The sequence below is a fragment of the Bradyrhizobium sp. HKCCYLS3070 genome (assembly GCF_051167575.1).
Lineage (GTDB): Bacteria > Pseudomonadota > Alphaproteobacteria > Rhizobiales > Xanthobacteraceae > Bradyrhizobium.
The window spans coordinates 195,647-220,000 of sequence record NZ_JBNPTI010000011.1 but is presented as its reverse complement, the minus strand read 5'-3'; the positions used below and the strand labels follow the sequence as shown (position 1 = coordinate 220,000).

Sequence of the window (24,354 nt, the reverse complement as noted above, 5' to 3'; positions counted from 1 at the left end):
GTCGCCATAGGCCAGTGAATAGACAACGCCCGCCTTGCGCGCCTCTTCCGCGAGAAGCGGCCCGGCCAGCACGTCGGCCTCGACATTGACCATCACGATGTGCTTGCCAGCCTTGATCGCGGCGCGCGCGTGGCGGATGCCGGCAGCAGGGTTGCCGGTCGCTTCGACAACGACGTCAATGCCGTCACCCGTCGCCTTCGAACCGTCGGGGCTGAAATTCGTGCGCGCGATCAGCTCGGCGCTCCAGCCGACCGTCCGGCAAGCGTCGCGGGCGCGGTCGGGATCGAGGTCGATGATGACGGGGACCTCGAGGCCCGCGACGTGCGGCACCTGCGCCAGGAACATCGAGCCGAACTTTCCGGCGCCGATCAGTGCGACGCGCACAGGCTTGCCGGCGGCGGCGCGGGCTTGGAGGAGGGCGTGGAGGTTCATTGAAAGATCCAGTGTTTCTTCGACGCAGGTCGATGCGGCCAATACTCACGCGTCAAGCCCGGGCATGACGACCTGTTAGATGATGGAGTGCGAGCCTCACTCCGCCGCCTCGCGATGGGCGCGAGCGAGCTGCAGCAGCGCGTCATCCGGAAGCATCGCGATCGGCGTGAAGTCGCGATGCGCGATGTACTCCGGCCGCGTCGGGGTGCGGATATGGTTCGAGACGGCGTTGAGCGTGAGGTACACGATCTTGCGCGGGTAAGGCGTGATGTTGCCGGCGGAGCCGTGCACAAGATTGCCGTGGAACATCAGCATGCCGCCGGGCTTTCCGGTCGGCGCGACGATGCCGCCTTCCGCGACCAGCCGCGTCACCGTCGCCTCGTCCAAGGTCCACAACGGATAGGACGTTGTCGCGAGATCATGCGACGCCTCGAGGTCGCCGGCATGCTGGCTGCGCGGCACCAGCATCAAGGGGCCGTTGATCGGCATCACCTCGTCGAGAAAGATCGCGATGTTCATCGCGCGCGGCTCCGGCATGCCGTCGTCGCGCTTCCAGGTGCCGTAGTCCTGGTGCCATTGCCAGACATCACCGGTGAAGGCCGATTTGGCGTTGATCTTGAACTGATGCATGTAGACCTTCTCGCCGAAGATCTGCTCGATCGGTTCGATCATGCGCGGATGCGCCGCGAGCACGCGGAAGGCGTCGTTGTAGAGGTGGGCGGCAAACGCCGTGCGCGGCGCGCCGCTCTTCTCGCGCCAGACCTCGGGACGGTTAGCCGCATAGATCGCCTCGGCCTCGCGGGCGAGAAAGGCGGTCTCCTCGGGGCTGAACAGCTCGGGCAGGAACAGCCAGCCCTCGCGGTTGAAGAATGCGATCTGCTCCGGCGTCAGCTTCATGGCCGTCTCCCTCGCCTTGGTTTCCTCGGATGAGGCGCCCGCTCTTTGCGCCGGGCTGCCCCTGCGCCGTGCTCCCATCCTTTCGGCCTGCCGATGGGCATCACGGTGCTTCCGCTGTCGACATTGGCAGAATCCGGGTGGATCGCAACATTCTCCAAGCCTAATTTGACTGGCAGATGATACGGGGCAGAGCGGCGATGGAGTCCGTCATGTCAGAGCAAAGCTTTGCAATTTTCGAGACCGCGATCGGCCCTTGCGCCATCGCATGGGGAGCGCGCGGCATCAATGCGGTGCAACTGCCGATGGGCGGCGTCGCGCAGATCCGCATCCGGATGCAGCAGCGTTACGAAGGCATCGGCGAAGCCGAGCCGCCGCCGCATGTGCGGCGCACCATCACGCGGATCACGGCGCTGCTTGCCGGAGAGCCGGATGATCTCAGCGATGTCGACCTCGATCTCGACGGCGTCAGCGCGTTCCAGCGCGGCGTCTACGAGATCGCGCGCCGGATCCCGCCGGGCCGAACCCTGACCTATGGCGATATCGCCAAGCAGCTCGGGGGAGTCGAGCTGTCACGCGAGGTCGGCCAGGCGCTCGGGCGCAACCCGTGCCCGATCGTCGTACCCTGCCATCGCGTGCTGGCGGCGGGCAACAAGCCCGGCGGCTTCTCCGCCAATGGCGGTGTCGAGACCAAGCTGAAGATGCTGGCGATCGAAGGCGCCGCGGTGAACCATACGCCGAGCCTGTTCGATTGACGGGCGCGGTGACCGGCGCCGCGCCCGTGTCTCAGACCGCCTCGCAGGCGAAGCCGTTGCCCTTGCGGGTAATGCGGCCGACCGAGGGCGACGGGAAGTGCGCCGTGCAGCACAGCGTCGACGTGTCGCAATAGCGCTCGAGAAAGGCGCGGCGCGTCACCCCGGCCTGAGCCGGGTCGACGTCGAATCTCGGTGACAGCTCGGGAAAGCTGAGCTGCAGCGGCGTGTGGATCAGGTCGCCGGCGAACACCGCATCGTCTCTGCCCCTGCCGACGGCGACTGCGATATGGCCGGGCGTGTGGCCCGGCGTCGGCAGCAGCCGGACATGATCACCGATCGCGAATGCGTCGCCGACGATGTCGGCGCGCTTGGCCTCGACCACCGGCAGCACGCTGTCGGCGAATGGAGGCACCTCGGCCTTGGCATTCTGCGCCACCCAGTAGTCATATTCGCGCTGCGCGAACACGTAGCGCGCATTCGGGAAGGTCGGCACCCAGCGGCCGTTGTCGAGCCGCGTATTCCAGCCGACATGATCGGTGTGCAGATGCGTGCACATCACGACGTCGATGTCGTCGACCGATACGCCCGCGGCCGCAAGCGCAAGCATGTAGCTGTCGTCGGTCTTCATGTTCCAGACCGGCCGCGCGCGCGGCTTGTCGTTGCCGATGCAGCTGTCGATCAGGATGGTGTGGTGAGGCGTCCTCACCACGTAGGACTGAAAGCACAGGATCAGCGTGTCCTGCGCATCGAGGGCACCGGCCGCCTGCAGCGCGCTGCGCTCTGCCGCCAGCATCTCCGATGTCAGCTCGGGAAACATCTCACGCGCCGGCAGGAACGTGGTTTCCTGCTCGATGATGCGATGAATGGTCGTGTCTGCAACCGAGAACGTCAGCGTCACGGCAGCTCCTGTTCAGGGATCAAGCCGCCGGCGGCACCGAGATCTTCACCGATTCGCGTTCGAGCATCTTGTTGTGGAACGCGTCGAGTGCCGGAAATGCCTTGCGCCAGCCGCAATCGGCGAAGCGGAAATCGGCATAGCCGAGTACGCAGACGAGTCCGATCGCGACGATGTCGAACGGGCGTGTCATCAAGTCGGGCTGCGCATTGAAGCGCGCCATGCCCATCCAGGCCCTGTTCCAATGATCGTCGGACCAGGCCTGCCAGCGGAGGCCCTCGGGCCGCACCATCGCCTCGTAGCGGCATAGCAGCATGGAATCGAGCATGCCTTGCAGCATGGAATGCTCGCTCTTGACCTTCCAGCGCGACGGGCCGGAAGCGGGGATCAGCTCGTTGCCGCCGGCGAGCTCGTCGAGATATTCGACGATCACGTAGGAATCCAGGATCACGTCGCCATTGTCGAGGATCAGCACCGGCAGCTTCTTCAGCGGCGTGATCTTCGAATACTCCTCATTGGCCTGGCCCGGCACCACGGCTGCAGGCACGAATTCGAGCCGGTCGATCAGCCCGAGTTCGATGGCAGCGATGCGCACCTTGCGGGCGAATGGCGAGGCGGGCGAGAAGGTGAGTTTCATCGGAAGTGTCCTCTGGCTGGTCATTCCGGGGCGATGCGAAGCATCGAACCCGGAATCTCGAGATTCCGGGTCTGGCGCTACGCGCCATCCCGGAATGACTCACAAGTCGATATCGCGCCTTACGCCTCGATGATCTCCTGGCGCTGCTCGCCGAGGCGCTCGATGCCGAGCGTGACGACGTCTCCGACATTGAGGAAGGTCGGCGGCTTCATGCCCATGCCGACGCCGGGAGGCGTGCCGGTGGTGACGATGTCGCCGGGCAGGAGCGTCATGAACTGCGAGACGTAGGAGATGCACTTCGCCATCGAGAAGATCATCGTCGCGGTGGTGCCGGTCTGGCGGCGCTGGCCGTTGACGTCGAGCCACATCGACAGGTTCTGCACGTCTGGAATCTCGTCCTTGGTGACGAGCCACGGACCTACGGGACCGAACGTGTCGTGCGACTTGCCCTTGGTCCACTGGCCCAGGCGCTCGATCTGGAAGTTGCGCTCGGAGACGTCGTTGCAGATCGTGTAGCCCGCGATGTGGTTCAACGCCTCGGCCTCTGAGACGTATTTGGCGCGAGTGCCGATGATGGCGGCGATCTCGACTTCCCAGTCGAGCTTGGTCGAGCCGCGCGGCTTCTCGACCTGATCATAGGGACCGCACAGCGCGGTGTTGGCTTTCAGGAAGAAGATCGGCTCGGCCGGGATCGGGTTGCCGGTCTCCTTGGCATGGTCGGAGTAGTTGAGGCCGATCGCCACGAATTTCGAGATGCCGGTGACAGGGGCGCCGAGCCGCGGCTTGCCGGCAACGGCGGGCAGGGAGGCCGGATCGAGCGCGGCGAGCTTCTTCAGCGACTCCGGCGCATAGGCCGCGCCATCGAGGTCCTTCACATGCGCCGACAGGTCGCGCAACTGGCCGGATGCGTCGATCAGGCCCGGCTTTTCCGTGCCCTTCTCGCCGTAGCGAACAAGCTTCATTGGTTTCTCTCCCTCAATTCCCTGGTATTCCAGAGCCCTGTCATGGAGCATGGCGGGAGGAAATTCAACCTTGCGGGCTATGCGTCGCCGCTGCCCTGTAATGCCTCGAAGCGGAAGGCGGCGCCGTCCCGCCGGATATGGCCGGCATGGAAATGGCCGCCGATCACCAGCGTCTCGGTGTCGGCAAAACGCGAGAACAGCGCCCGCCGGGTCGCGATCGCCTGCGCCGGATCGGAATCGACCGTCGAGCTCCAATCGAGACGCGCCATCTGGCAGGGATGGTGGGCGACGTCCCCGGTGAGCACGGCCTGCGCGCCATCCGAGCGGATGTGCAGGCTGACATGACCCGGGCTGTGCCCCGGCGTCGGGATCAGGGTGATCTCGTCGGTGATCACCGCTTCGCTTCCGACGAACTCCGCGCGTCCGGCGGCGACGATCGGCTGCACGGAATCGGCGAAGGTCGCCGTCTCGTCGGCGGCCTCGCTGTGATCGCGCCAATGCTCATATTCGGTGCGGCCGAAAACGTAGCGCGCATTGGAGAAAGTCGGGACCCAGCGGCCGTCGACCAGCCGCGTATTCCAGCCGACATGGTCGACATGGAGGTGGGTGCAGATCACCATGTCGATGCTCTCAGGCGGGAGGCCGGCAGCGCTCATCGTTTCCAGGAACGGTGTCGCGCGGTTGTTCCACATTGGCACGCTGCGGCCCTGCTTGTCGTTGCCGAGCCCGGTGTCGACCACGATCCGCATCGTCGGTGTTTCCAGCACCAGGGTGTGGATCGACATCTTCAGCCGACCTTCATCGGTCGCAAAATCGGGCGTGAGCCAGGACAGCTCGCGGATCGTCTCGGGTGTTGCCTGCGGCAGGATGAAGCGGGTGCCGCCGACGGTCTCCAGCTCGACGAATTTGGTGACCCTGACCCGGCCGATCGTCCAAGACATGCGCGCTTCCTCGTCCTATTCTTGATGCCGGTCACGATGCCGCGCGGCTTGTTCCGGCGCAATGGATCAACTGCCCGGAACAGGCGTTGCTGCAGTCCGTCCATGAGGAGAACGCCATGCCAGAGCTGACGATATCGCCCGAGAAGGTCGCCTTCCTGATCGAAAAGGCGCGCGAGTTCGACGTCAAGGAGCAGGCGACCGATGAGGAATCCGGCTCGAATGCCGTCGATGACGACATGGTCGACGTGCTCCAGGATAGCGGCGATGATCCCGTGGTGCGCGAGATCACCGGCTTCATCAACGCGATGACCGAGGACGAGCAGACCGATCTCGTCGCCTTGATGCGGCTCGGCCGCGGCGACGGCGATATCGACGAGTGGGACGATCTGCGCCGCGAGGCCGCCGGCCAGCGCGACCGCCACACCGCGCGTTATCTGCTGGGCGAGCCGATGCTCGGCGACCTGCTGGCGGAGGGCCTCGATGCGTTCGGCATCGATTGGACCGAAGGCCGCACCACGGCGGATTCGTCGAGCCCAAGCCAGCGCGACGAGGACGAGAAGCGGTAGGTCGTTCGGAAAGGCAGAGTCGCTGTATTCATAGCGCGGATGGCAAACAGAACTCACAGCTTTATTAGTTGGATTCGAATTCCTATTGCGCCGGCACTGCGCTCCCTCGCCCCGCTTGCGGGGAGAGGGTTGGGGTGAGAGGGACTCTCTACAGACACCGCGTTCGCGGAGAGCCCCCCTCACCCCGATTGCATCTCGCGATGCAATCCGACCTCTCCCCGCAAGCGGGGCGAGGTGAAAGCCCGGGATCGGCGTAGCAGGTTTCCGCGCCAGACCGCCCAAGGAAGTCTGTCTTACAGCGTGCCTGGGAAGGCGCCGCCGTCGAGCAGGATGTTCTGGCCGGTGATGTAGCCGGCCTTGGCGCCGCACAGGAAGGCGCAGGCGAGTCCAAATTCCTCGGGATCGCCGAAGCGACCTGCAGGGTTCGTCTTGGCGCGGTCGGCGAGGATCTGCTCCGGCGTGACACCGCGCTTCTCGGCCTCGCCCTTTGCCGTCGAGAGCAGGCGGTCGGTCTCGAACGGCCCCGGCAGCAGCGCATTGATCGTGACGTTGTTGATCACGGTCTTGCGCGACAGGCCGGCGACGAAGCCGGTGAGGCCGGCGCGGGCGCCGTTGGAGAGGCCGAGAATGTCGATCGGCGCCTTCACCGCGGCCGAGGTGATGTTGACGATGCGGCCGAACTTGCGCGCCATCATGCCGTCGACGGTCGCCTTGATCAGTTCGATCGGCGTCAGCATGTTGGCGTCGAGCGCCTTGATCCAGTCGTCGCGGGTCCAGTTGCGGAAATCGCCGGGCGGCGGGCCGCCGGCGTTGTTGATCAGGATGTCCGGATCCGGGCAGGCCTTCAGCACGGCGGCGCGGCCCTCGGGCGTGGTGATGTCGCCCGCCACTTCCGTGACGGTGACGCCAGGATTGGCCGCGCGGATCTCGGCCGCGGTCTTCGCCAGCACTTCGGCGCCGCGCGCCGTGATCGTGACATGTACGCCTTCATTGGCCAGCGCGATGGCGCAGGCGCGGCCCAGGCCCTTGCTGGAGGCGCAGACGATGGCGCGGCGGCCCTTGATCCCGAGATCCACGATTGATCACTCCGATATGTCAGTGAGGCTGGAAGAAAGATGGGTGCATTCTAGCCAACCGAATTGCCGCTGATAAGAGCAGCCGGCCTGTGCCGAATTGCATGGCTCGCTATGACGGGAGAGGCGGCGCCGCCGTGTCCGTCAGATGCGCCGTTCCTGCTTCAGCCGGTCGATCAGGCTTGCGAGCTCCGGAGGCAGCGAGCGGAAGCCTTTTGCGCCTGCGAGCGAGAGCATCGGCCGCAGGCGTGATCCCTCGAGGAAGCGCGGCTGACGCTCGGGGGGAACGATCCTGTCGAACACCAGCACCAGCGTGGTCGCGACCATGCCGGTGCGCACGGCGCCCAGCAGAGCGCCGCCGAGCCGGTCGCCAAAACCGGCCTCGGAACCGATCGCTTCGTCGAGCAGGATGCGGCCGATCTTGCCCAGCGCCATGCCGATGACGACGAAGGCGGCGAAGAACTGCAGCCAGTTCTGTGCCAGCGGAGTGCCGTGCACGTCGCGCAGTTGCGGGCTCATCGCCGCAACCGCGCCCATCGCCAGCGGCATCGCGAGCAGGTAGGCCAGAATCGTGATGGCGCTGCGCAACAGCCCGGTCGAGAAGCCGCTGTAGACGGCAACCATCAGTGCGGCACAAGCGGCGAGGTCGAAAGCGTTCATGGTTGCTCCGCCGCGGTTGTAGGCCGGGCCCGGTAAACGATTCCGGTTTGCGCTACTTCAAATCGTCTGTATCAATGCGCCGCAACAAATGAGCAATCGTGGGAGGAACCATGTCCGAGCTGTTCGACGTCAGCCGCGAGGTGATCCTGATCACCGGCGCGAGCCAGGGGCTCGGCCGGCAGTTCGCCCGGGTTCTATCGGCACGTGGCGCCGCCGTCGCGCTCGCGGCACGCCAGACCGGCAAGCTCAAGGCGTTGGAGGCGGAGCTCAAGGCAAGGGGTGGTCGCGCCGCCGCGGTCGAGATGGACGTGACGAGCATGGCATCGATCGTCAGGGGCATGGATGCGGCCGAGGCCGCGCTCGGACCCGTGACGGTGCTGATCAACAATGCCGGCATTGCGGTAGAGAAGCTCGCGGTCGAGCAGAGCGAGGCGGATTGGGACGCCGTGATCGGCGCCAATCTGAAGGGCGCCTATTTTGCCGCAACCGAAGCAGCTCGGCGCATGGCCGCGCGCAAGACCGGCGGCAACATCATCAACATCGCCTCGGTGCTCGGCTTCAGCGTCGTCAAGTTCATCTCGCCCTATGCGATCTCCAAGGCCGGCGTGGTGCAGGCGACCAAGGCGCTGGCGCTGGAGCTCGCGGCGAGCGGCATCCGCGTCAACGCACTGGCGCCCGGCTACATCGACACCGACATCAATCACGAGGTCTGGGAGACGCCGGCAGGCGAGAAGCTGGTCAAGCGGATCCCGCAGCGGCGCGTCGGCCACGAGAGCGACCTCGACGGCGCGATCCTGCTGTTGGCGTCCAACGCCTCGCGCTACATGACCGGCAGCGTCGTCACGGTGGACGGCGGCTTCCTGCTGACGTGAGGCCCTGCTGATCGGCAGGTTGATTTCCCTCGATGGCGAGCGGTCTCAGCCTTTCAGCTCGCGCTTGATCATGTCGGCGGCCTTCTCGCCGATCATGATGGTCGGCGCATTGGTGTTGCCGCCGATCAGGGTCGGCATGATCGAGGCGTCGACCACGCGCAGGCCGGACATTCCGCGCACCTTCAATTCGGGATCGACCACGGCGAGCGGATCGTCGACGCCCATCTTGCAGGTGCCGACAGGATGGTAGACCGTATCGACGCGGGCGCGCAGGATGGCGCGGATGTCGTCGTCGGTCCTGACATCCGACGTGAACAGGTCGCGCTTGCCGAGGCTGCGCATCGCCGGCGTCTGCATCAGCCGCAGCGTGGTCTTGTAGCCGGCCACCATGGTTTCGAGATCGTCGGCCTCGCCCAGGAAGTTGGGATCGATCAGCGGCGCGGCGAGCGGATCGGCATTCTTCAAGCCGACCATGCCGCGGCTCTTCGGCCTGAGCAGGCAGAAATGGCAGGAGAAGCCATTGCCGTGGCGCTTGCGGCCGTGATCGTCGGTGACGGCCATGCCGAAATGCAACTGGATGTCGGGCACGTCGAGATCAGGCCGCGTCTTCAGGAAGCCGCCGCATTCGGCGAAGTTCGAGGTCAGGACGCCGCGGCGCTCGCGGCGATATTGGCCGATGCCCGCCAGCAGCCGGCGCAGGCCCTTCGGCGACAGCGAAGAAAAGTTGGGGTTGTCGGAGGTGTAGGCGAAGATGAAATCCGGATGGTCCTGCAGGTTCTGTCCGACACCTGGCAAATGGTGGACGCCGGCGATGCCGAGCCGCGCCAGGGCGCTCGCGTCGCCGATGCCCGACAGCATCAGCAATTGTGGGGTCTGGAACGCGCCGGAGGCGAGGATCACTTCGCGCCGGCAGCGGATCTCCTTGACCTCCTTGCCCTGGCGATACTTGACGCCGACCGCGCGCTTGCCCTCGAACAGGATCATCGACGCATGCGCCGAGGTCTCGACCCGCAGGTTGCTGCGGCTGCCGAGATGCGGCTGGATGTAGGCCCGTGCCGCGCTCCAGCGCTCGCCATTCTTCTGCGTGACCTGATAGAGCCCGAGCCCTTCCTGCGTGTCGGCATTGAAATCGTCGCGGACCGGAAACTGCGCTTCGCGCGCCGCCTGGAGAAAGATGTCGTGCACGGGATTGTCGGTGCGCAGCCGGCTGACCGGCAGTGGTCCCGATTGGCCGTGATACGCGCCGTTGAACTCGGCGTTGTTCTCGGCGCGCTTGAAGTAGGGCAGCACGTCGTCATACGACCATCCGGTGTTGCCGAGGGAAGCCCAATGATCGTAGTCGGCGCGGTGGCCGCGGATGTAGACCATGGCGTTGATCGCGGAGGAGCCGCCGAGCCCGCGGCCGCGCGGCTGATAGCCGCTGCGCCCGTCCAGGCCCTCTTGCGGCACGGTGGTGAAGGACCAGTTGTTGACGGGCCCCGCGACCATCAGGAACAGCATGTAGGGCGTGGTCACGATCCAGTTGTCGTTGCGTCCCCCGGCGTCGAGCAGCGCGACGGATGTCGCCGGATCTTCCGACAGGCGGCCGGCAACCGTTGCGCCGCCGCTGCCGCCGCCCACGACGATGAAATCGACCTCGTCCGTCACGCATCTCTCCCTGATGTTTGTTTTGCTTGTTGTTCGAATGTCGTTCCGGCGGCGCGCGGCAGGTGGCGAAGTCATTTGCGCTGAGCGTCGAACTCGGAATCGAGAGTTTGATCTGCACCCGATCGTCTCGGGATTCCTGGGGGCGCGCTCTGCGCCCCGGGAACGACGATTGGCTAGGACAGGAATCGCAGAAGCTTTTCGATCCGCGCGATGCTGGCGCCGTAGGGTGGATAGAGATCCTTCATGCGGTTGAAGGGAGAGCGGTAGAACACCGGCTTCAACTTGCTGAAGCTGTTGAAGCCCCATTCGCCGTGATAATGGCCGATGCCGGAGGCGCCGACGCCGCCCATCGGCTGGTTCATCTGCGCAAAATGCAGAAGGCAGTCGTTGATGGTGACGCCGCCGGAGACGGTGCGCGCCAGCACCGTGTCACGGGCCGCAGCGTCAGTGCCGAACCAGTACAGCGCGAGCGGCCGGTCGTGGGCGTTGATGTGGCGGATGACGTCGTCGGATTGCCGATAGGTCATGATCGGCAGCAGGGGACCGAAGATCTCCTCCTGCATGATCGCCATGTCCGCGCTCGCACCGACCACGATCGTCGGCGGAAATTTCCGCAGCTTCTTCCAGGCCGGATCTTCCGGGCTGGTCGTGCTCAGCGTCCTGGCGCCGCGCGCGATCGCATCGCGCAGCAATCCTTCCAGCCTGGCATAGTGCCGCTCGGAGATGATCGACGTGTAGTCGCCATTGGCCGGGTTGGTGCCGAACATCTGCAGCATGTGCCGGTGCAGCTTGCTCGCGAATGCGTCCCCATGCTGTTCGGGCACGAACACGTAGTCCGGCGCGATGCAGGTCTGGCCGGCGTTGAGCAGCTTGGCATAGGCGATGCGCTCCGCGGCTTCGTCGATGTCGGCGGAGACGTCGACGATGGTCGGTGACTTGCCGCCGAGCTCGAGCGTCACCGGGGTCAGGTTGCGCCCGGCGGCCTCAGCGACGATGCGGCCGACGCGGGTCGAGCCGGTGAAGACCAGATGATCGAACGGCAGCGCGGCAAAGGTCTCCGCGACGCCGTCCTCGATGCCGGTGACGATGAGCTCAGTCGGGTCGAAATTCGCCGCGATGAGCTCCTTGAGCAGCGCGGAGAAGTGCGGCGTCAGCTCGCTCGGCTTGATCATGACCCGGTTGCCGGCGGCGAGCGCGCCGATTGCTGGCGCCAGCGTCAGCTGCAACGGGTAATTCCACGGCGCGATGATGCCGACCACGCCGAGCGGCTGCGGGATCAGGCGGTTGCGCGCCGGCCAGAACTGCAGCGCGGTGGCGATGCGCCGCGGCGCCATCCAGCGCGGCAGCACCTTGAGCGTGTGCCTGATCTCGGCCTGCAGGAACAGCGTTTCGGCAATCGTCGTCTCGACGGCGCAGCGGTGGCCGAAATCGGCCGAGATCGCCTGCTCCAGGCGCTTCTCGTTGTCCGACAGCATCGCTCGCAGCCGCTTCAGGCCGTCCAGCCGTGCCGCGAGAGCGGGCGGGGGCGCATTGCGGGAGGCCTCGACCTGGGCGTGGAACGCGTCGTCGAGCGCCGAGAGGGCTGGGCTCTTCAGGGACTGGTCCATGGACGTCTCCTCGCGTGTACCGCGGCCGCGTGCAGGGCCGTCATTCTGGTTGGCTTAAAGCTGCCGCGTTGCGGGACCCTTGGCAAGCGCGGCGTCGGTTTTGCGCCGCCTGGGCGCGAGCGTGGAGCCAATCCATTTGGGGTGTGTGTGTCGTCGGTCCCTGCCGCTGCCCCCCGAAGAACTTGTCCTTGTCCCCAGCCCGGGCCGTGCCGTGGTCCCGGCCGGCAAATAGGTCGCTCTCATATGTATTTGTAATGTTGAGGTAATTTCTGCTGTGAGTCGTGCGACAGGCGGTGTCACAATCCGGCAAAAAAACTTCCCGAAAGGCCTTTCCAAACCGGCCTCGCATTGGTACATACCGCCCGCACCCGACGGCCGGCTAGGCCAACGGGCTCAAGCCTTCTCAGGAAGCCTTTGGGATGGATCGGCAGCGCCTCGGTGTCTGCCAGGACCGCCCGGCGCTTCTCTGAAGGTGACGCACAAGTTAACGCGGGGTGGAGCAGCCCGGTAGCTCGTCAGGCTCATAACCTGAAGGTCATAGGTTCAAATCCTATCCCCGCAACCATTGAGACCGACACTCCCGTAGCCGACGAGGCTGCGGGAGTTTTGGTTTGTGAGCTGCTGTGCAGCTGAGGACAGTGCCGTCTCCCCCTGAAGCGTGGCATCGGAAGATCCGGGAATTATCACCAGGACGGCGCTCAGGCGACCATGCGAGCCGGCAGACAATCTGCGAAGCGCGTGAACTGAAGTATTGAGGCATCGGCGAAATTCACAATCCGTCTGCCTGCGGTACAACCCCATTGCCCTGGCGTGGGAGCGAGCTTGCACATTGCGCGAGCGCAGCCGCCGTCACGATGTCAGACGCAGCAGGTTGCGCACGGCAGGGCGCCATTCGCCGGTCATGGTGTATTCGAGGCCGAGACGTGCGCCGCAGGTGATCGCCAGCATCGTCAGCGGCGCCGAGATCGCCAGCGTCGAGAAAGCCGACAGGCCCTGTCCGATCGTGCAGCCCATCGACATGATGCCGCCGGTGCCCATCAGCAGCGCGCCGGTCATGTGACGCTTCAGCTCACGCGCGTCATCGCAGGCTTCCCAGCGGAAGACGCGCGAAAACATTGCCGCGACGAACGAGCCCAGGATCACGCCGGCGACGGAGCCGATCGCAAAGTCGGCCCGGCTGCCCGAAAGCGTGGCGATGTAGAGCACGGTATTGCCGAGCGGGGCAACGAAGGTCAGGGATGCCACGCGCGCCGGATCGAAATCGTCATTGCCGAGCCAGCTGGTGGCGAACCAGCCGAACGCCACCGCGCAGCCTACGGCGAGGCCGGAGAGCAGCAGGCGCGGCGATCTCACGAGGCGCCCGTCGGCCAATGCCCAGGCCGCGAGCGCGACCGCTGCGACGGAAACGGTTGCCGGCCGCGCATATGAGCCAAGTGCGGGCGACAGCAGCATATCCATGCCCTGGGTCATCGTTTCGGGCAGGCGTATGGAGAGCGGCTCGATCAGCGAGATGCGCAGGAATCCCGTGAGCCCGCGCATCGCGGCCAGGGCTGACACGCCCAGCACCAGAAACACGACGATGGCGCGCAGATCACCGCCGCCGATACGGACCAGTGTCCCGAAGCCGCAGGTGCCGACCAGGGCCATCCCGATTCCGAACGACAAGCCGCCGAGGATGGCGCCGCCGAGCGGAATGGACGACGTCAAGTAGATCGAGCGCGACAGGTCGATCAGGCCGAAGCTGGCGAGCAGCTGGGTTGCGACCAGCGCGACCGCGGCCGCCAGAGCGAAGGATTTGAGTCGCCGGGTATCGGCGCCGAAGAACGCGTCCTCCAGCATCGCGAGCGTACAGAAGCGGCCGGCGCGACCGGCGACGCCGAGAACGGCGCCCGCGAGCAGCCCACACATGAACGTCAGTGCTGATGGGCTGAGCATTCCTCTCCGACATCCTCGTTGGTTTCCTGGCATTGTGCGCCAGGAGCGGCGGGGACGCCAGACCTCTTGCGCCGCTACGGGGCGCGCCGATGCGAAGCCCGAGACCGCGAGGGCCAACCGGTCAGCGGCGGCGCTTGCGGACCGGCTCGCAATAGACGTCGTAGATCGCCGTCAGGATCTTGCGGACATCTTCGCTCGCAAGGCTGTAGTAGATCGTCTTGCCCTCGCGCCGCGTCGTGACCAGCCGGTCGAGCCTGAGACGGGCGAGCTGCTGCGAGACGGTCGACTGCCGCTCGCCCAGGAACTGCTCGAGCTCGGTGACGGATTTTTCGCCTTCGGCGAGGATGCAGAGCAGCAAAAGCCGGGACTCGTGGGACAGTGCCTTCAGCATCTCGCTGGCTTCCCGCGCCTTCTCGATCATCTGCTCGAGCTCGGCAGAGGTTTCGATGTCCTTCAACTTCGGCAGCGGCATGAATTCTGAATCCCTCGGTTGGCGTCAGGAGCGGGCCGGAGCCCCGCTTGTAGCATTCATTATGCGGCCGAGCAGCCCAAAGAAGAACGCATCGCCGGGATAACCGCGGATGCGTCCGATCTCGCGGCCCTGATCGACCACCACGAAGGTCGGGGTGAACGCTCCCGGATCGATACCGGAAAGGTCCGTCGGCAGCGGCTTGGCAAGGTCGACCCGTCGCAGCGGCAGCGCGCGCCCCTCGTCGGTCTTGTCATAGATCGGACCGATTTCCGCGTTGAAGCGGGCGCACCAGCCGCAGCCCGGACGTTCGAACATCACGAGCTCGGAGGCGAACGCCGGGGACGAGAGGCAAATGCCGGTCACTACGGCTCCTGCGAGCGTTGCGAATCCGCGCGATGCACGTCTGCTGGTCATGCCGAGATCCTCTCTGGACTTGGCGGCCAATCTATCATTAAATTCGAATATGTACTAGTGCGCGATTTCCGAATCCTGCCCGGCAGGCCGGGCACGTAGCGCTGGCCGAACGGGGGGAAAGATGGATCTCGACGTCACGCTGGGCGCCGCGCTGGCCGCGGGTCTGTTGTCGTTTCTGTCACCGTGCATTCTGCCGCTGGTCCCGCCGTTCCTGTGCTACATGGCCGGCGTCTCGGCGGCCGACGCGATCGGCGAAACCAGCATGGCCCAGCGGCGGCGGACGGTGCTGACGGCGCTGTGCTTCGTCGGCGGTTTTTCGCTGGTGTTCGTCGGTCTCGGCGCCACCGCCTCGGTGTTCGGAAGGTTCATTGCCGGCCATCTCAGCCAGCTCGGCATCCTCGCTGGCCTCGTCATCATCACGATGGGGCTGCATTTCCTCGGGGTGCTCCGGATCCCGCTGCTGTACCGGAGCGCCACGATCGACGTCGGAAGCAAGCCGGCCGGCCTGCTCGGTGCGTTCGTGATGGGACTTGCCTTCGCCTTCGGCTGGACGCCGTGTGCGGGGCCGGTCCTTGCCGCCGTCCTGATGATGGCCGGCGCGGAGGCGACGGTGGGGAAGGGCGCGCTGCTGCTCGCCGCCTATTCGGTCGGGACCGGCATCCCGTTCCTGATCGCCGCTGCCTTCACGGGACAGTTCATGACCATGCTCAAGGGCATCAAGCCGCATCTCCCCCTGGTCGAGAAGACGATGGGCGGCTTTCTCGTCCTGACCGGCGCGGCCTTTCTCGCCGGCGTGATCCCGCGGATGTCGGAATGGATCTTCGAGCGCTTTCCGTCGCTCGCCACCATCGGCTGATCAGCCGAAGCGGAAGTCCAATAGATTGACGAAGGACTGCAGTTCGATCTCATAGCGATGCACCAGGCCGGCGTCGCTCTCGCGCGCCGCGCGGCCGATCTCGCCGGCACTCGTCGTGGCGCCGTCGATCAGGCGGCGGAACTCGGCCTGGCTCGCCACGTCGGGCGCGGCGAGGCCGTTGCAGCGTTGCAGCCGGTCGCGCAGCGCTGTGCCGGCCTGGACGACCTCGCCAGGCTCGGCCTTGCCCGCAGCGAACCGCGCAGCTGCGTTGCGCAACGCGTCCATGACGGGTGACAGGTCGAACACGCAATCGCTGAGTTCGACCACGCCGGCGTCCTGCCTCAGGGCGTGAAGCGACCGGCGCAACGCGGCAATGGCCGCCGCAGCGCGTGCCCCGTCACCTGCGGTCAGCGCTTCGTCCGCCTGCTTCAGGCGATCGTTTCCGGTGGCGATCAGCTCTGCAAAGGATTTGGCCGAATAGGGCGCATTGGAGCGTTCGGCGAGCCGGCTGAGCCTGCCCCAGGCGATCCGGGCGTCGTCGAGCTCGATCTGCGCCAGGCCCACATTGCCGGTGCGGCCATAGCTCGCGGCGGTGCGCAGGCTGGCCATCGCCGAGCGCATGAAGGCAGCAACGTCCGCGTTCTCTTCGGCGTGCCCACGGACGCCATGCGTGAGGCATGACAGCACGAGCGACAGCATGATGACGCGGCGCAGCATCGAATGTCCTTTTCACATTCTGTTATTCGAATATCATGTATCGAAATTCCGTGGACTTGGCAAAGTGGACTTGGCAAAGCGCGTGAGCAGGCTGATGACGACGAACCGGACGATGACACGGCGCGATCTGGTTGCGCTGCTGCCTGCCGCGGCGGCCGTCGGCCTGGCGTCAGCGCCGGCGCAGGCCGACGCGGCGCTCGGCGACGACGGGCTCTATCACCAGTCCTGGTTTCTCAACAGCTTCCTGGACCTGCGCGAGGATCTCGAAAGCGCGGCGTCGGAAGGCAAGCGGCTTGCGATCATGTGGGAGCTGCGCGGCTGCCCGTATTGCCGCGAGACGCATCTGGTGAACTTTGCCGATCAAGAGATCACGGACTACATCCGCGCCAATTTCGAAGTGCTGCAGCTCAACCTGCTCGGCGCGCGCAAGGTGATCGACTTCGATGGCAAGGAGCTTGCCGAGAAGGAGCTCGCCGAGCGCTACGCGATCCGCTTCACGCCGACGTTCCAGTTCTTTCCGCCATCGGCCGAGGGGGTCTCTGCGAAGGAGCCGCTCGCGCGCGAGGTGGCGCGCGCGCCGGGCTATCTCAAGCCGCCGCATTTCCTCGCAATGTTCCGCTTCGTGCGCGAGAGGGCCTATGAGCGCGGCACATTCCGCGACTATCTCGCTTCGACCAGGGGTTGAGTGCAGTGCGGCATCGAAATGCGCTTGACACCAATCACATTATCAAATCATAATTCTTGAATATGATGGATCGTAAGTCCGTCGTGTCATCGTAAGGCGAGGGGACGCCTCGCCGGTCAGGGTGGAAACATGCGCCGTTTGATTCCGGCCGCCTTGCTCTGCGTGTTGCTGTCGGCAGCCGCGCGGGGTGACGAGCCGATCAGGCTCGATGTCGTCGACTATGCCATTCCGAAATCGCTGACGGGCGCGCCCGGCAATGCCGATGCCGGCAAGAAGGTGTTCTTGACGCGGACGCTGGGCAATTGCCTCGCCTGCCATCAGGTGTCGTCGCTGAAGTCGGAAGAGTTTCACGGCGAGTTCGGTCCGTCGCTCGACGGCGTCGCGACCCGCTACAACATGGCGCAATTGCGCCTGATCGTCGCCGATCCCAAGCGCATCTTCACCGATACGGTGATGCCCGCCTTCTACAAGAACGACGGACTCAATCGCGTCAGGTCGGAGTTCGTCGGCAAACCCGTCCTCACCGCCGCGCAGGTCGAGGACGTCGTCGCCTTTCTCGAAACATTGAAGTAACCGCCTCTGGAGGATGATGCATGGGCGCAATCAACAGACGACAGGCGTTCCTTCTCGGCGGCGGTTTCGTCGCCCTGACGGTGCTGCCGATGGCCGCCAACGCCGAGCCGAGCAACGACGCGGCCGAGATGATCAAGAAGTTCACCGGCGGCAAGGAAGCGGCCAAGGGCAAGATCACGCTCGATCTGCCTGAGATCGCCGAGAACGGCAACACCGTGCCGCTCGCGCTCTCGGTCGAAAGCCCGATGACCGCCGAGAACTACGTCAAGGAAGTGCTGTTCGTGGCCGACGGCAATCCGAATGCCGGCGTCGCCACGCTGATGTTCACGCCGATGTCCGGCAAGGCCGAGGCATCGATCCGCATCCGTCTGGCGCAGACCCAGAACGTGATCGCGGTCGCGAAGATGAGTGACGGCTCGCTCTTCACGGAGCGCAAGACCGTCAAGGTCACCATCGGCGGCTGCGGCGGCTGAGACAGGGGAGAGACGAACATGGCAGACAAGCCGCGCATCAAGCTTCCGAAGGAAGCCAAGAAGGGCGAGATCATCCAGATCAAGACGCTGGTCTCGCATCTGATGGAATCGGGTCAGCGCAAGGATGCGCAGGGCAAGCCGATCCCGCGCAAGATCATCAACAAGTTCACCTGCGAGTTCAACGGCAAGCCGGTGTTCTCCTGCGCGCTGGAGCCGGCGATCTCCGCCAACCCGTACATCCAGTTCGACGCAAGGATCGACGAGGAAGGCACGTTCAAGTTCGCATGGACGGATGATGATGGCTCCGTGGTGACGGCCGAAGAGAAGATCGCGTTGAAGGCCTGATCGGCAGCGTGTGATCGCTAGGAGGAGTGACGGATGTCCATTCGCTACGGTTCTCTCGCCGTCCTGGCTTCGGCCGCGCTGGCCCTGTCCGCAGTCGCGACGTTCGGCCAGGAGGCCGAACGGAAGGGCATTCCGGCGCCTCCCGGTCACGTCTTCAAGACCATCATCTCGGGCTATCAGTTCCGCACCAAGGAAACGCGCGCGCTCCAGGATGACGACCTGGAGAATCCCGGCTTCCTCGCGGTGGAGCGGGCCGCCGACGTCTGGAAGACGGTCGACGGCAGCGAAGGCAAGTCGTGCATGAGCTGCCACGGCGAGGCGGAAAAGACCATGAAGGGCGTCGGCGCCGCCATGCCCAAATGGAGCGATAAGCTCAACAAGCCGGTCAATCTCGAGCAGCAGATCAACATCTGTCGCACCGAGCACATGAAGGCGCAGCCCTGGGCCTTCAAGTCGAAGGAACTGACGGACATGACGGCGTTCGTCCGCTACCAGTCGCGCGGCATGCCGGTGGCGGTGAAGACCGACGGTCCGATGTCGCCATGGTTCGAGAAGGGCAAGGAGATCTACTATACGCGGGTCGGGCAGCTCGATCTCGCCTGCGCGTCCTGCCACGAGAAGAACAACGGCAAATTCATGCGCGCCGATTTTCTGAGCCAAGGCCAGACCAACGGCTTTCCGACCTACCGGCTGCGCGATCAGCGCCTGATCCCGCTGCACGAACGCTTCGAGGGCTGCATGTTCGACGTTCGCGGCGTGCCCTACAAGCCGCTGTCGGACGAGTTCCTCGCGCTCGAAGTCTACGTCGCCTGGCGCGGCATCGGGCTGCCCGTCGAGACACCGTCGGTCCGCAACTAGCCGCGGACACAAGGAAGATACATCATGATATCGCGTCGCGAATTCGTTCAGGTCGCATTGGCGGCGGCTGCCCTGGCGGGTGGCTCCGGTCTTGCGGGTGCGACCCGCGCCTTTGCTCAGCAGAAGCTGACCGAGAAGGAGCTGCTGGCGTTCGATCCGGTCGGCAACGTCACCTTGGTGCATGTCACCGACATCCACGGCCAGCTGATGCCGCTGTATTTCCGTGAGCCGTCGACCAATCTCGGCGTCGGTGACGCCAAGGGCCAGCCGCCGCATGTCACCGGCAAGGATTTCCTCACCCGCTTCGGCATCGCGCCGGGCTCGTCGTCGGCCTATGCGCTGACCTCGGAGGATTTCGAGGCGCTCGCCAAGACCTACGGGCGGATCGGCGGGCTCGACCGCGCCGCCACCGTCATCAAGGCCATCCGCGCCGAGCGCGGCGACAAGGTCGTGCTGCTCGATGGCGGTGACACCTGGCAGGGCTCATGGTCGTCGCTGAAGACCCGCGGCCAGGACATGATCGACTGCATGGCGCTGCTGAAGCCGGATGCGATGACGGGGCATTGGGAGTTCACCTACGGCACCGAGCGCGTCAAGCAGGCGGTCGATGGTCTGGGCTTCCCCTTCCTCGGCCTCAACATCCGCGACACCGAATGGAACGAGCCGGCGTTCGAAGCCTCGACGATGATCGAGCGCGGCGGCGTCAAGATCGCGGTGCTCGGCCAGGCCTTCCCGTACACGCCGGTCGCCAATCCCCGCTGGATGATTCCGAACTGGTCGTTCGGCGTGCGCGAGGAGGATGTTCAGACCCAGGTCGACAAGGCACGCAAGGACGGCGCCGGCCTCGTGGTGCTGCTGTCACACAATGGCTTCGACGTCGACCGCAAGCTGGCCAGCCGCATCAAGGGTCTCGACGTCATTCTCACGGGTCATACCCATGATGCATTGCCTGAAGCGGTCAAGGTCGGCAAGACGCTGCTGATCGCGTCGGGCTCCTCCGGCAAGTTCGTCTCGCGGCTCGATCTCGACGTCAAGGACGGCGAGGTGAAGGGCTATCGTTACAAGCTGATTCCGCTGTTCTCCGACGTGATCACGCCGGATCCGGCGATGGCGGCCAAGATCGCCGAGGTGCGCAAGCCGTTTGCCGCCGATCTCGCCCGCCCGCTGGGACGGACCGAGACGCTGCTGTATCGCCGCGGCAATTTCAACGGCACGTTCGATGACCTCATCTGCCAGGCGCTGCTGCAGGAGCGCGATGCGGAGATCGCGCTGTCGCCGGGCTTCCGCTGGGGCACCAGCGTGATGCCGGGCCAGGATATCACCTTCGAGGACGTCACCAACGCCACCGCGATCACCTATCCGGCCGTCTATCGCATGGGCATGACCGGAACGCGGCTGAAGGAGATCATCGAGGACGTCGCCGACAACCTGTTCAACGTCGATCCCTACTACCAGCAGGGCGGCGACATGGTCCGCATCGGCGGCATGTCCTACGCCATCGACGTCAACAAGCCGCAGGGGCAGCGCATCTCCGACATGCGCCTGATCAAGACCGGGGCCGCGATCGATCCGACGCGCGAGTATCAGGTCGCGGGCTGGGCCAGCGTCAACGAAGGCACGCAGGGACCGCCGATCTGGGAGGTCGTATCGAGCTATCTGCAGCGCCAGAAAACCGTTCGTCTCGAGCCCAACCGGGCCGTCAAAGTCTCCGGAGTGTGACGACGATGTCCAAGGACAAACTACTTCCCTCAGCCCCACGCGCGTCGCGCCGTGGTTTCCTGACTGCAGCCGGAGGTCTTGCCGCCACGGCGCTGGCCTCGCAGGCGCGTGCCGGCGTCGGCAATCCCGCCAACCAGCCGCCGAACGTGCCGGAATGGACGCGGACCCTTGGCGAGGGCGTCGCTGTGCGCCCCTACGGCAAGCCGTCGAAGTTCGAGAAGGACGTTGTCCGCCGCGACGTCGAATGGCTGACGGCTTCGCGCGAATCCTCGGTCAGCTTCACGCCGCTGCATGAGCTCGAAGGCATCATCACGCCGAACGGGCTGTGCTTCGAGCGCCATCACGGCGGCGTGGCCGACGTCGATCCGGCCGATCACCGGCTGATGATCCATGGCCTGGTCGAGCGGCCGCTGCTGCTGACGCTCGACGAGCTCAAGCGCTACCCGCGCGTCAACCGCATCCACTTCATGGAATGCGCGGCCAACTCCGGCATGGAGTGGCGCGGCGCCCAGCTCAACGGCTGCCAGTTCACGCATGGCATGATCCACTGCGTGCAATATACCGGCGTCTCGCTGCGCACCCTGCTCGAAGAGGCCGGCGTCAAGACCAACGGCAAATGGCTGCTGGTCGAGGGCGCCGACTCCGCGTCGATGGATCGCAGCCTGCCGATCGAGAAGGCGCTCGACGACTGCATCATCGCCTACAAGATGAACGGCGAGGCGCTGTATCCCGAGCAGGGCTATCCGATGCGCCTGGTCGTGCCGGGCTGGCAGGGCAATCTCTGGGTCAAGTGGCTGCGCCGTATCAAGGTCGGCGACCAGCCCTGGCACACCCGCGAGGAAACCTCGAAATACACCGATCTCTTGCCGAACGGAAAGGCGCGGCGCTTCACCTGGGCGATGGATGCCAAGTCGGTGATCACGAGCCCGAGCCCGCAGGCTCCGATCAAGCATGGCAAGGGCTTCACGATCGTCTCGGGACTGGCGTGGTCGGGCAACGGCAAGGTCAAGCGCGTCGACGTGTCGCTCGATGGCGGCCGCAACTGGTGGCCGGCGCGGATCGACGGCCCGGTGCTCGACAAGGCGCTGACCCGTTTCTACTACGAGTTCGACTGGAACGGCGAGCCGCTGCTGCTGCAGTCGCGCGTCCAGGACGAGACCGGCTACGTCCAGCCGTCCAAGGCCGAGCTGCGCAAGGTCCGCGGCTACAACTCCATCTATCACAACAATGGCATCCAGACCTGGCATGTGCAGGCAAACGGTGAGGTCGAGAATGTCGAGGTCGCCTAAGCTCATCATTGCCGCCGCAGCGCTGGCAGCGCTTGCGGGCTCGGTGGCGTTCGCCGGCGGTCCGAGCGAGAAGACCGAGGCCAAGTCCGATGCCAAGGCGCCGCAGCGCTTCAACATCGGCCGCGCGCCGAGCGCGGAGGAGATCCGCGGCTGGGACATCGACGTGCGTCCGGACGGGCAGGGGCTGCCAGTCGGCAAGGGCACCGTCGCCCAGGGCGAGAAGCTGTTCATGGACAATTGCGCCAGTTGCCATGGCGAATTCGGCGAGGGTGCCGGCCGCTGGCCGGTGCTCGCCGGCGGCAAGGGATCGCTGACATCAGACAATCCGGTCAAGACGGTCGGTTCCTACTGGCCCTACGCCTCGACGCTGTTCGACTACGTCCGCCACGCGATGCCGTTCGGCAGCCCGCAGTCGCTGAAGGTCGACGAGTACTACGCGCTGGTCGCCTATGTGCTGTATCTGAACGACGTGATCACCGATCAGAACTTCGAGCTGAGCAACAGCAATCTCGCCACGATCAAGATGCCGAACGAGGGCGGGTTCATCATGGATGACCGGAGCACGAGCGAGAAGGCGTTCTGGCAGAAGGATCCTTGCATGAAGAACTGCATCGCGCCGGTCAAGATCACCGGACGCGCGACAGCGGTCGACGTCACGCCGGAAGACAAGGACGGCAAGCCGCGAGGCGTCGAGTGAGGATTGCCGGATGCAGCCGCCGCCAGATGCTATTGGCGGCCGCATCCGTCGCCCTGGCCGGAAGCGGGGTTGCGTCCATCGCCACTGCAGCCGAGCCACATAGGCTCGCGCTGCAGATCAGCGACGAGGATCCGGCCAAGATGCGCGCGGTGCTCGACGTGGCCGCGAATGTCTCCCGCCACTATTCGGGCGAGGGCGCGGAGGTCGAGATCGTGATCGTTGCGTTCAATGGCGGCCTCGACATGCTGCTGGCCGACCGCTCGCCGGTGAAGGAGCGGGTGCTCGGCTTCGCCAAGTCGATGCCCAATGTGAGCTTCATCGCCTGCGGCAATACCTTGGAGACGCTCGCGAGCAAGGAGGGACGGCAGCCGCCTCTGCTCGACGGTGTCACGGTCGTCAAGACCGGGGTCGCGACCCTGCTGGAGCTGTCCGAGAAGAACTGGACGATCGTGCGTCCCTGAGGAATTTGCGATGCGGTGGTGGCTCGCTCTTGTCGTCTCGTTCATTGCGTCGATCGCCTTCGCGGCCGAGGAGCCGCGCGAGCTCACGATCGGCGGGCGTACGGCGCTCGGCACGCTCCGACTGCCGGCGCAGTCTGGACCGGATGTGCCGCTGGTGCTGATGACGCACGGCACGCTCGCGCACAAGGACATGGAGACCATCCAGGGCCTGTCCAAGGCGTTGGCCGAGCGGGGGATCGCCTCGCTCGCGCACAATCTCGTGCTCGGTCTCGATCGCCGCACCGGCATGTACGATTGTGCCAAACCCCATGACTATGTGACGGACGATGCTGTCGTGGAGATCGCCGCCTGGCTGAGTGAAGCGCGCAAGACGTCGTCGCACGTCTTCGTCCTCGGTCATTCGCGCGGCGCCAATCAGGTCGCGCGCTATCTGGCCGCCAATCCCAGAGCGGCGGTCGACGGTGCGATCCTGCTGGCGCCCGCGACGGCGAGCATCGAGGCCGGTTTGAGAGACGCCTATGCGGAGAGCTACGGCCAGCGATTGGCGCCGCTGCTCGACAAGGCTGAGGCAGCGATCGCCGCCGGGCGCGGCGGTGATTGGATGTCGGTGCCGGGCTTCATCTATTGCCGCGATGCCAAGGTGACGGCGCGCGCATTCGCAGCATTCTATCGCGCCGACCGGCGTCAGGATACGGCGGCGCTGGTCGCCGATGTGAGCCTGCCGGTTCTGGTGCTTGCGGCAGCGCAAGACAAGACGGTACCGGACGTGGCAGCGTCGTTCGCGCCGCTGGCGTCACGCGCCGGCAGCCGTGTCCGACTGGAGACGATTGACGACGCAGATCACTTCTTTCGCGATCTCGCCGCCGAGGATGCCGCTGATCGCATCGCAGGATTCATTGCAGCCGCGCGTTAGGAGCCA

Annotated in this window: 28 protein-coding genes and 1 tRNA gene (1 of these 29 running past the window's edge); 15 read left to right on the top strand and 14 right to left on the bottom strand. The window is 65.3% G+C overall.

Annotated features, from left to right (window positions below; genetic code table 11):
- On the bottom strand, nt 1-432 hold the 5' portion of the coding sequence (locus tag ACQR03_RS27165; protein ID WP_434841584.1) for an NAD(P)H-dependent oxidoreductase. The gene continues 876 nt to the left of window position 1, outside the view; the window shows 432 of its 1,308 coding nt (coding positions 1-432); it begins with the start codon at nt 430-432; its stop codon lies beyond the left edge, outside the window.
- A gap of 96 nt (nt 433-528) precedes the next feature.
- Nucleotides 529-1,329, bottom strand: a complete 801-nt coding sequence (locus ACQR03_RS27160) for a phytanoyl-CoA dioxygenase family protein (RefSeq protein WP_315753795.1) — start codon at nt 1,327-1,329, stop codon at nt 529-531.
- 209 nt (nt 1,330-1,538) lie between these two features.
- Between ACQR03_RS27160 and ACQR03_RS27155 the strand changes: the two genes are divergently transcribed.
- Entirely contained in the window at nt 1,539-2,081 is a 543-nt protein-coding gene (locus tag ACQR03_RS27155) for a methylated-DNA--[protein]-cysteine S-methyltransferase (RefSeq protein ID WP_315753793.1), read from the top strand.
- Between the two features lie 31 nt (nt 2,082-2,112).
- Here the strand turns inward: ACQR03_RS27155 and ACQR03_RS27150 are convergent, their stop codons facing one another.
- The 4 genes from ACQR03_RS27150 to ACQR03_RS27135 form a co-directional block, all read right to left on the bottom strand.
- Nucleotides 2,113-2,979 carry an MBL fold metallo-hydrolase gene (locus ACQR03_RS27150; RefSeq protein WP_315753791.1) on the bottom strand — a complete coding sequence of 289 codons (867 nt, stop codon included), beginning with the start codon at nt 2,977-2,979 and terminating at the stop codon, nt 2,113-2,115.
- Between the two features lie 19 nt (nt 2,980-2,998).
- Nucleotides 2,999-3,613, bottom strand: coding sequence for a glutathione S-transferase family protein (locus tag ACQR03_RS27145; RefSeq protein ID WP_316202593.1), 615 nt, complete (start codon nt 3,611-3,613; stop codon nt 2,999-3,001).
- A gap of 119 nt (nt 3,614-3,732) precedes the next feature.
- Nucleotides 3,733-4,575: a fumarylacetoacetate hydrolase family protein gene (locus tag ACQR03_RS27140; RefSeq protein WP_434841585.1), complete on the bottom strand. Its 843-nt coding sequence runs from the start codon at nt 4,573-4,575 to the stop codon at nt 3,733-3,735.
- 77 nt (nt 4,576-4,652) lie between these two features.
- Nucleotides 4,653-5,516 (bottom strand): MBL fold metallo-hydrolase, encoded by an 864-nt coding sequence (locus ACQR03_RS27135; protein WP_315753788.1) that lies wholly within the window; start codon nt 5,514-5,516, stop codon nt 4,653-4,655.
- Between the two features lie 116 nt (nt 5,517-5,632).
- Here ACQR03_RS27135 and ACQR03_RS27130 point away from each other — a divergent pair, with 116 nt between their 5' ends.
- Nucleotides 5,633-6,082 (top strand): DUF3775 domain-containing protein, encoded by a 450-nt coding sequence (locus ACQR03_RS27130; RefSeq protein WP_315718078.1) that lies wholly within the window; start codon nt 5,633-5,635, stop codon nt 6,080-6,082.
- Nucleotides 6,083-6,375: 293 nt separating this feature from the next.
- Here the strand turns inward: ACQR03_RS27130 and ACQR03_RS27125 are convergent, their stop codons facing one another.
- On the bottom strand, nt 6,376-7,158 hold the full coding sequence (locus tag ACQR03_RS27125) for an SDR family oxidoreductase (protein ID WP_315753786.1): 783 nt from the start codon (nt 7,156-7,158) through the stop codon (nt 6,376-6,378).
- Nucleotides 7,159-7,299: 141 nt separating this feature from the next.
- The gene (locus tag ACQR03_RS27120) at nt 7,300-7,815 is read right to left on the bottom strand and encodes a CvpA family protein (RefSeq protein WP_315718075.1); all 516 of its coding nucleotides are present in this window, start codon (nt 7,813-7,815) and stop codon (nt 7,300-7,302) included.
- 110 nt (nt 7,816-7,925) lie between these two features.
- On the opposite strand from ACQR03_RS27120, the gene ACQR03_RS27115 reads away from it, so the two are divergent.
- Nucleotides 7,926-8,687, top strand: a complete 762-nt coding sequence (locus ACQR03_RS27115; protein ID WP_315718074.1) for an SDR family NAD(P)-dependent oxidoreductase — start codon at nt 7,926-7,928, stop codon at nt 8,685-8,687.
- A gap of 45 nt (nt 8,688-8,732) precedes the next feature.
- Here the strand turns inward: ACQR03_RS27115 and ACQR03_RS27110 are convergent, their stop codons facing one another.
- Nucleotides 8,733-10,334, bottom strand: coding sequence for a GMC family oxidoreductase (locus ACQR03_RS27110; RefSeq protein WP_316193871.1), 1,602 nt, complete (start codon nt 10,332-10,334; stop codon nt 8,733-8,735).
- 173 nt (nt 10,335-10,507) lie between these two features.
- Nucleotides 10,508-11,941: a coniferyl aldehyde dehydrogenase gene (locus ACQR03_RS27105; RefSeq protein ID WP_316227080.1), complete on the bottom strand. Its 1,434-nt coding sequence runs from the start codon at nt 11,939-11,941 to the stop codon at nt 10,508-10,510.
- Between the two features lie 488 nt (nt 11,942-12,429).
- Between ACQR03_RS27105 and ACQR03_RS27100 the strand changes: the two genes are divergently transcribed.
- Nucleotides 12,430-12,506, top strand: a tRNA-Met gene (locus ACQR03_RS27100).
- Nucleotides 12,507-12,790: 284 nt separating this feature from the next.
- Here the strand turns inward: ACQR03_RS27100 and ACQR03_RS27095 are convergent.
- From ACQR03_RS27095 to ACQR03_RS27085, 3 genes are all read right to left on the bottom strand, one after another.
- Nucleotides 12,791-13,876, bottom strand: a complete 1,086-nt coding sequence (locus ACQR03_RS27095; RefSeq protein ID WP_315718316.1) for a YeeE/YedE family protein — start codon at nt 13,874-13,876, stop codon at nt 12,791-12,793.
- Between the two features lie 121 nt (nt 13,877-13,997).
- Complete coding sequence (locus ACQR03_RS27090) at nt 13,998-14,348, bottom strand: ArsR/SmtB family transcription factor (RefSeq protein ID WP_315718315.1); 351 nt, start codon at nt 14,346-14,348, stop codon at nt 13,998-14,000.
- A gap of 24 nt (nt 14,349-14,372) precedes the next feature.
- Nucleotides 14,373-14,762, bottom strand: a complete 390-nt coding sequence (locus ACQR03_RS27085; protein ID WP_315754880.1) for a thioredoxin — start codon at nt 14,760-14,762, stop codon at nt 14,373-14,375.
- 121 nt (nt 14,763-14,883) lie between these two features.
- On the opposite strand from ACQR03_RS27085, the gene ACQR03_RS27080 reads away from it, so the two are divergent.
- Nucleotides 14,884-15,618: a cytochrome c biogenesis CcdA family protein gene (locus ACQR03_RS27080; RefSeq protein WP_315778323.1), complete on the top strand. Its 735-nt coding sequence runs from the start codon at nt 14,884-14,886 to the stop codon at nt 15,616-15,618.
- Here ACQR03_RS27080 and ACQR03_RS27075 read toward each other — a convergent pair whose 3' ends face one another.
- A complete protein-coding gene (locus tag ACQR03_RS27075) occupies nt 15,619-16,335 on the bottom strand; it encodes a hypothetical protein (RefSeq protein ID WP_315718313.1) in 717 nt (238 codons plus the stop codon). It abuts the gene before it with no gap.
- A gap of 94 nt (nt 16,336-16,429) precedes the next feature.
- Here ACQR03_RS27075 and ACQR03_RS27070 point away from each other — a divergent pair, with 94 nt between their 5' ends.
- From ACQR03_RS27070 to ACQR03_RS27025, 10 genes are all read left to right on the top strand, one after another.
- The gene (locus tag ACQR03_RS27070; RefSeq protein WP_315718312.1) at nt 16,430-17,020 is read left to right on the top strand and encodes a thioredoxin family protein; all 591 of its coding nucleotides are present in this window, start codon (nt 16,430-16,432) and stop codon (nt 17,018-17,020) included.
- Between the two features lie 129 nt (nt 17,021-17,149).
- The gene (gene soxX / locus ACQR03_RS27065) at nt 17,150-17,593 is read left to right on the top strand and encodes a sulfur oxidation c-type cytochrome SoxX (protein WP_315718311.1); all 444 of its coding nucleotides are present in this window, start codon (nt 17,150-17,152) and stop codon (nt 17,591-17,593) included.
- Between the two features lie 20 nt (nt 17,594-17,613).
- A complete protein-coding gene (soxY, locus tag ACQR03_RS27060; RefSeq protein ID WP_315718310.1) occupies nt 17,614-18,066 on the top strand; it encodes a thiosulfate oxidation carrier protein SoxY in 453 nt (150 codons plus the stop codon).
- Nucleotides 18,067-18,084: 18 nt separating this feature from the next.
- On the top strand, nt 18,085-18,411 hold the full coding sequence (soxZ, locus tag ACQR03_RS27055) for a thiosulfate oxidation carrier complex protein SoxZ (RefSeq protein ID WP_315718309.1): 327 nt from the start codon (nt 18,085-18,087) through the stop codon (nt 18,409-18,411).
- Between the two features lie 33 nt (nt 18,412-18,444).
- Entirely contained in the window at nt 18,445-19,269 is an 825-nt protein-coding gene (soxA, locus tag ACQR03_RS27050; protein WP_315772267.1) for a sulfur oxidation c-type cytochrome SoxA, read from the top strand.
- A gap of 24 nt (nt 19,270-19,293) precedes the next feature.
- Complete coding sequence (gene soxB / locus ACQR03_RS27045; protein ID WP_315826662.1) at nt 19,294-20,988, top strand: thiosulfohydrolase SoxB; 1,695 nt, start codon at nt 19,294-19,296, stop codon at nt 20,986-20,988.
- A 5-nt stretch (nt 20,989-20,993) separates the two neighbouring features.
- Nucleotides 20,994-22,277 carry a sulfite dehydrogenase gene (soxC, locus tag ACQR03_RS27040; protein WP_315826663.1) on the top strand — a complete coding sequence of 428 codons (1,284 nt, stop codon included), beginning with the start codon at nt 20,994-20,996 and terminating at the stop codon, nt 22,275-22,277.
- On the top strand, nt 22,216-22,974 hold the full coding sequence (locus ACQR03_RS27035; protein ID WP_315826664.1) for a c-type cytochrome: 759 nt from the start codon (nt 22,216-22,218) through the stop codon (nt 22,972-22,974). The genes soxC and ACQR03_RS27035 overlap by 62 nt, the downstream gene beginning before the upstream one ends.
- Nucleotides 22,975-23,000: 26 nt before the next feature.
- Nucleotides 23,001-23,435, top strand: a complete 435-nt coding sequence (locus ACQR03_RS27030; RefSeq protein ID WP_315718331.1) for a DsrE family protein — start codon at nt 23,001-23,003, stop codon at nt 23,433-23,435.
- Nucleotides 23,436-23,445: 10 nt separating this feature from the next.
- Nucleotides 23,446-24,348 carry an alpha/beta hydrolase gene (locus ACQR03_RS27025; protein WP_315826665.1) on the top strand — a complete coding sequence of 301 codons (903 nt, stop codon included), beginning with the start codon at nt 23,446-23,448 and terminating at the stop codon, nt 24,346-24,348.
- Nucleotides 24,349-24,354 lie beyond the last annotated feature (6 nt).

Coding starts and splice junctions, on each gene's coding strand:
- soxB (WP_315826662.1), top strand. CDS start 19,294: ATGATATCGCGTCGCGAATTCGTTCAGGTCGCATTGGCGGCGGCTGCC.
- soxC (WP_315826663.1), top strand. CDS start 20,994: ATGTCCAAGGACAAACTACTTCCCTCAGCCCCACGCGCGTCGCGCCGT.
- ACQR03_RS27070 (WP_315718312.1), top strand. CDS start 16,430: ATGACGACGAACCGGACGATGACACGGCGCGATCTGGTTGCGCTGCTG.
- ACQR03_RS27160 (WP_315753795.1), bottom strand. CDS start 1,329: ATGAAGCTGACGCCGGAGCAGATCGCATTCTTCAACCGCGAGGGCTGG.
- ACQR03_RS27105 (WP_316227080.1), bottom strand. CDS start 11,941: ATGGACCAGTCCCTGAAGAGCCCAGCCCTCTCGGCGCTCGACGACGCG.
- ACQR03_RS27025 (WP_315826665.1), top strand. CDS start 23,446: ATGCGGTGGTGGCTCGCTCTTGTCGTCTCGTTCATTGCGTCGATCGCC.
- ACQR03_RS27120 (WP_315718075.1), bottom strand. CDS start 7,815: ATGAACGCTTTCGACCTCGCCGCTTGTGCCGCACTGATGGTTGCCGTC.
- ACQR03_RS27080 (WP_315778323.1), top strand. CDS start 14,884: ATGGATCTCGACGTCACGCTGGGCGCCGCGCTGGCCGCGGGTCTGTTG.
- ACQR03_RS27030 (WP_315718331.1), top strand. CDS start 23,001: ATGCTATTGGCGGCCGCATCCGTCGCCCTGGCCGGAAGCGGGGTTGCG.
- ACQR03_RS27135 (WP_315753788.1), bottom strand. CDS start 5,516: ATGTCTTGGACGATCGGCCGGGTCAGGGTCACCAAATTCGTCGAGCTG.
- ACQR03_RS27095 (WP_315718316.1), bottom strand. CDS start 13,876: ATGCTCAGCCCATCAGCACTGACGTTCATGTGTGGGCTGCTCGCGGGC.
- ACQR03_RS27085 (WP_315754880.1), bottom strand. CDS start 14,762: ATGACCAGCAGACGTGCATCGCGCGGATTCGCAACGCTCGCAGGAGCC.
- ACQR03_RS27155 (WP_315753793.1), top strand. CDS start 1,539: ATGTCAGAGCAAAGCTTTGCAATTTTCGAGACCGCGATCGGCCCTTGC.
- ACQR03_RS27090 (WP_315718315.1), bottom strand. CDS start 14,348: ATGCCGCTGCCGAAGTTGAAGGACATCGAAACCTCTGCCGAGCTCGAG.
- soxZ (WP_315718309.1), top strand. CDS start 18,085: ATGGCAGACAAGCCGCGCATCAAGCTTCCGAAGGAAGCCAAGAAGGGC.
- ACQR03_RS27035 (WP_315826664.1), top strand. CDS start 22,216: ATGGCATCCAGACCTGGCATGTGCAGGCAAACGGTGAGGTCGAGAATG.
- ACQR03_RS27075 (WP_315718313.1), bottom strand. CDS start 16,335: ATGCTGCGCCGCGTCATCATGCTGTCGCTCGTGCTGTCATGCCTCACG.
- soxX (WP_315718311.1), top strand. CDS start 17,150: ATGCGCCGTTTGATTCCGGCCGCCTTGCTCTGCGTGTTGCTGTCGGCA.
- ACQR03_RS27115 (WP_315718074.1), top strand. CDS start 7,926: ATGTCCGAGCTGTTCGACGTCAGCCGCGAGGTGATCCTGATCACCGGC.
- soxY (WP_315718310.1), top strand. CDS start 17,614: ATGGGCGCAATCAACAGACGACAGGCGTTCCTTCTCGGCGGCGGTTTC.
- ACQR03_RS27140 (WP_434841585.1), bottom strand. CDS start 4,575: ATGAAGCTTGTTCGCTACGGCGAGAAGGGCACGGAAAAGCCGGGCCTG.
- soxA (WP_315772267.1), top strand. CDS start 18,445: ATGTCCATTCGCTACGGTTCTCTCGCCGTCCTGGCTTCGGCCGCGCTG.
- ACQR03_RS27145 (WP_316202593.1), bottom strand. CDS start 3,613: ATGAAACTCACCTTCTCGCCCGCCTCGCCATTCGCCCGCAAGGTGCGC.
- ACQR03_RS27130 (WP_315718078.1), top strand. CDS start 5,633: ATGCCAGAGCTGACGATATCGCCCGAGAAGGTCGCCTTCCTGATCGAA.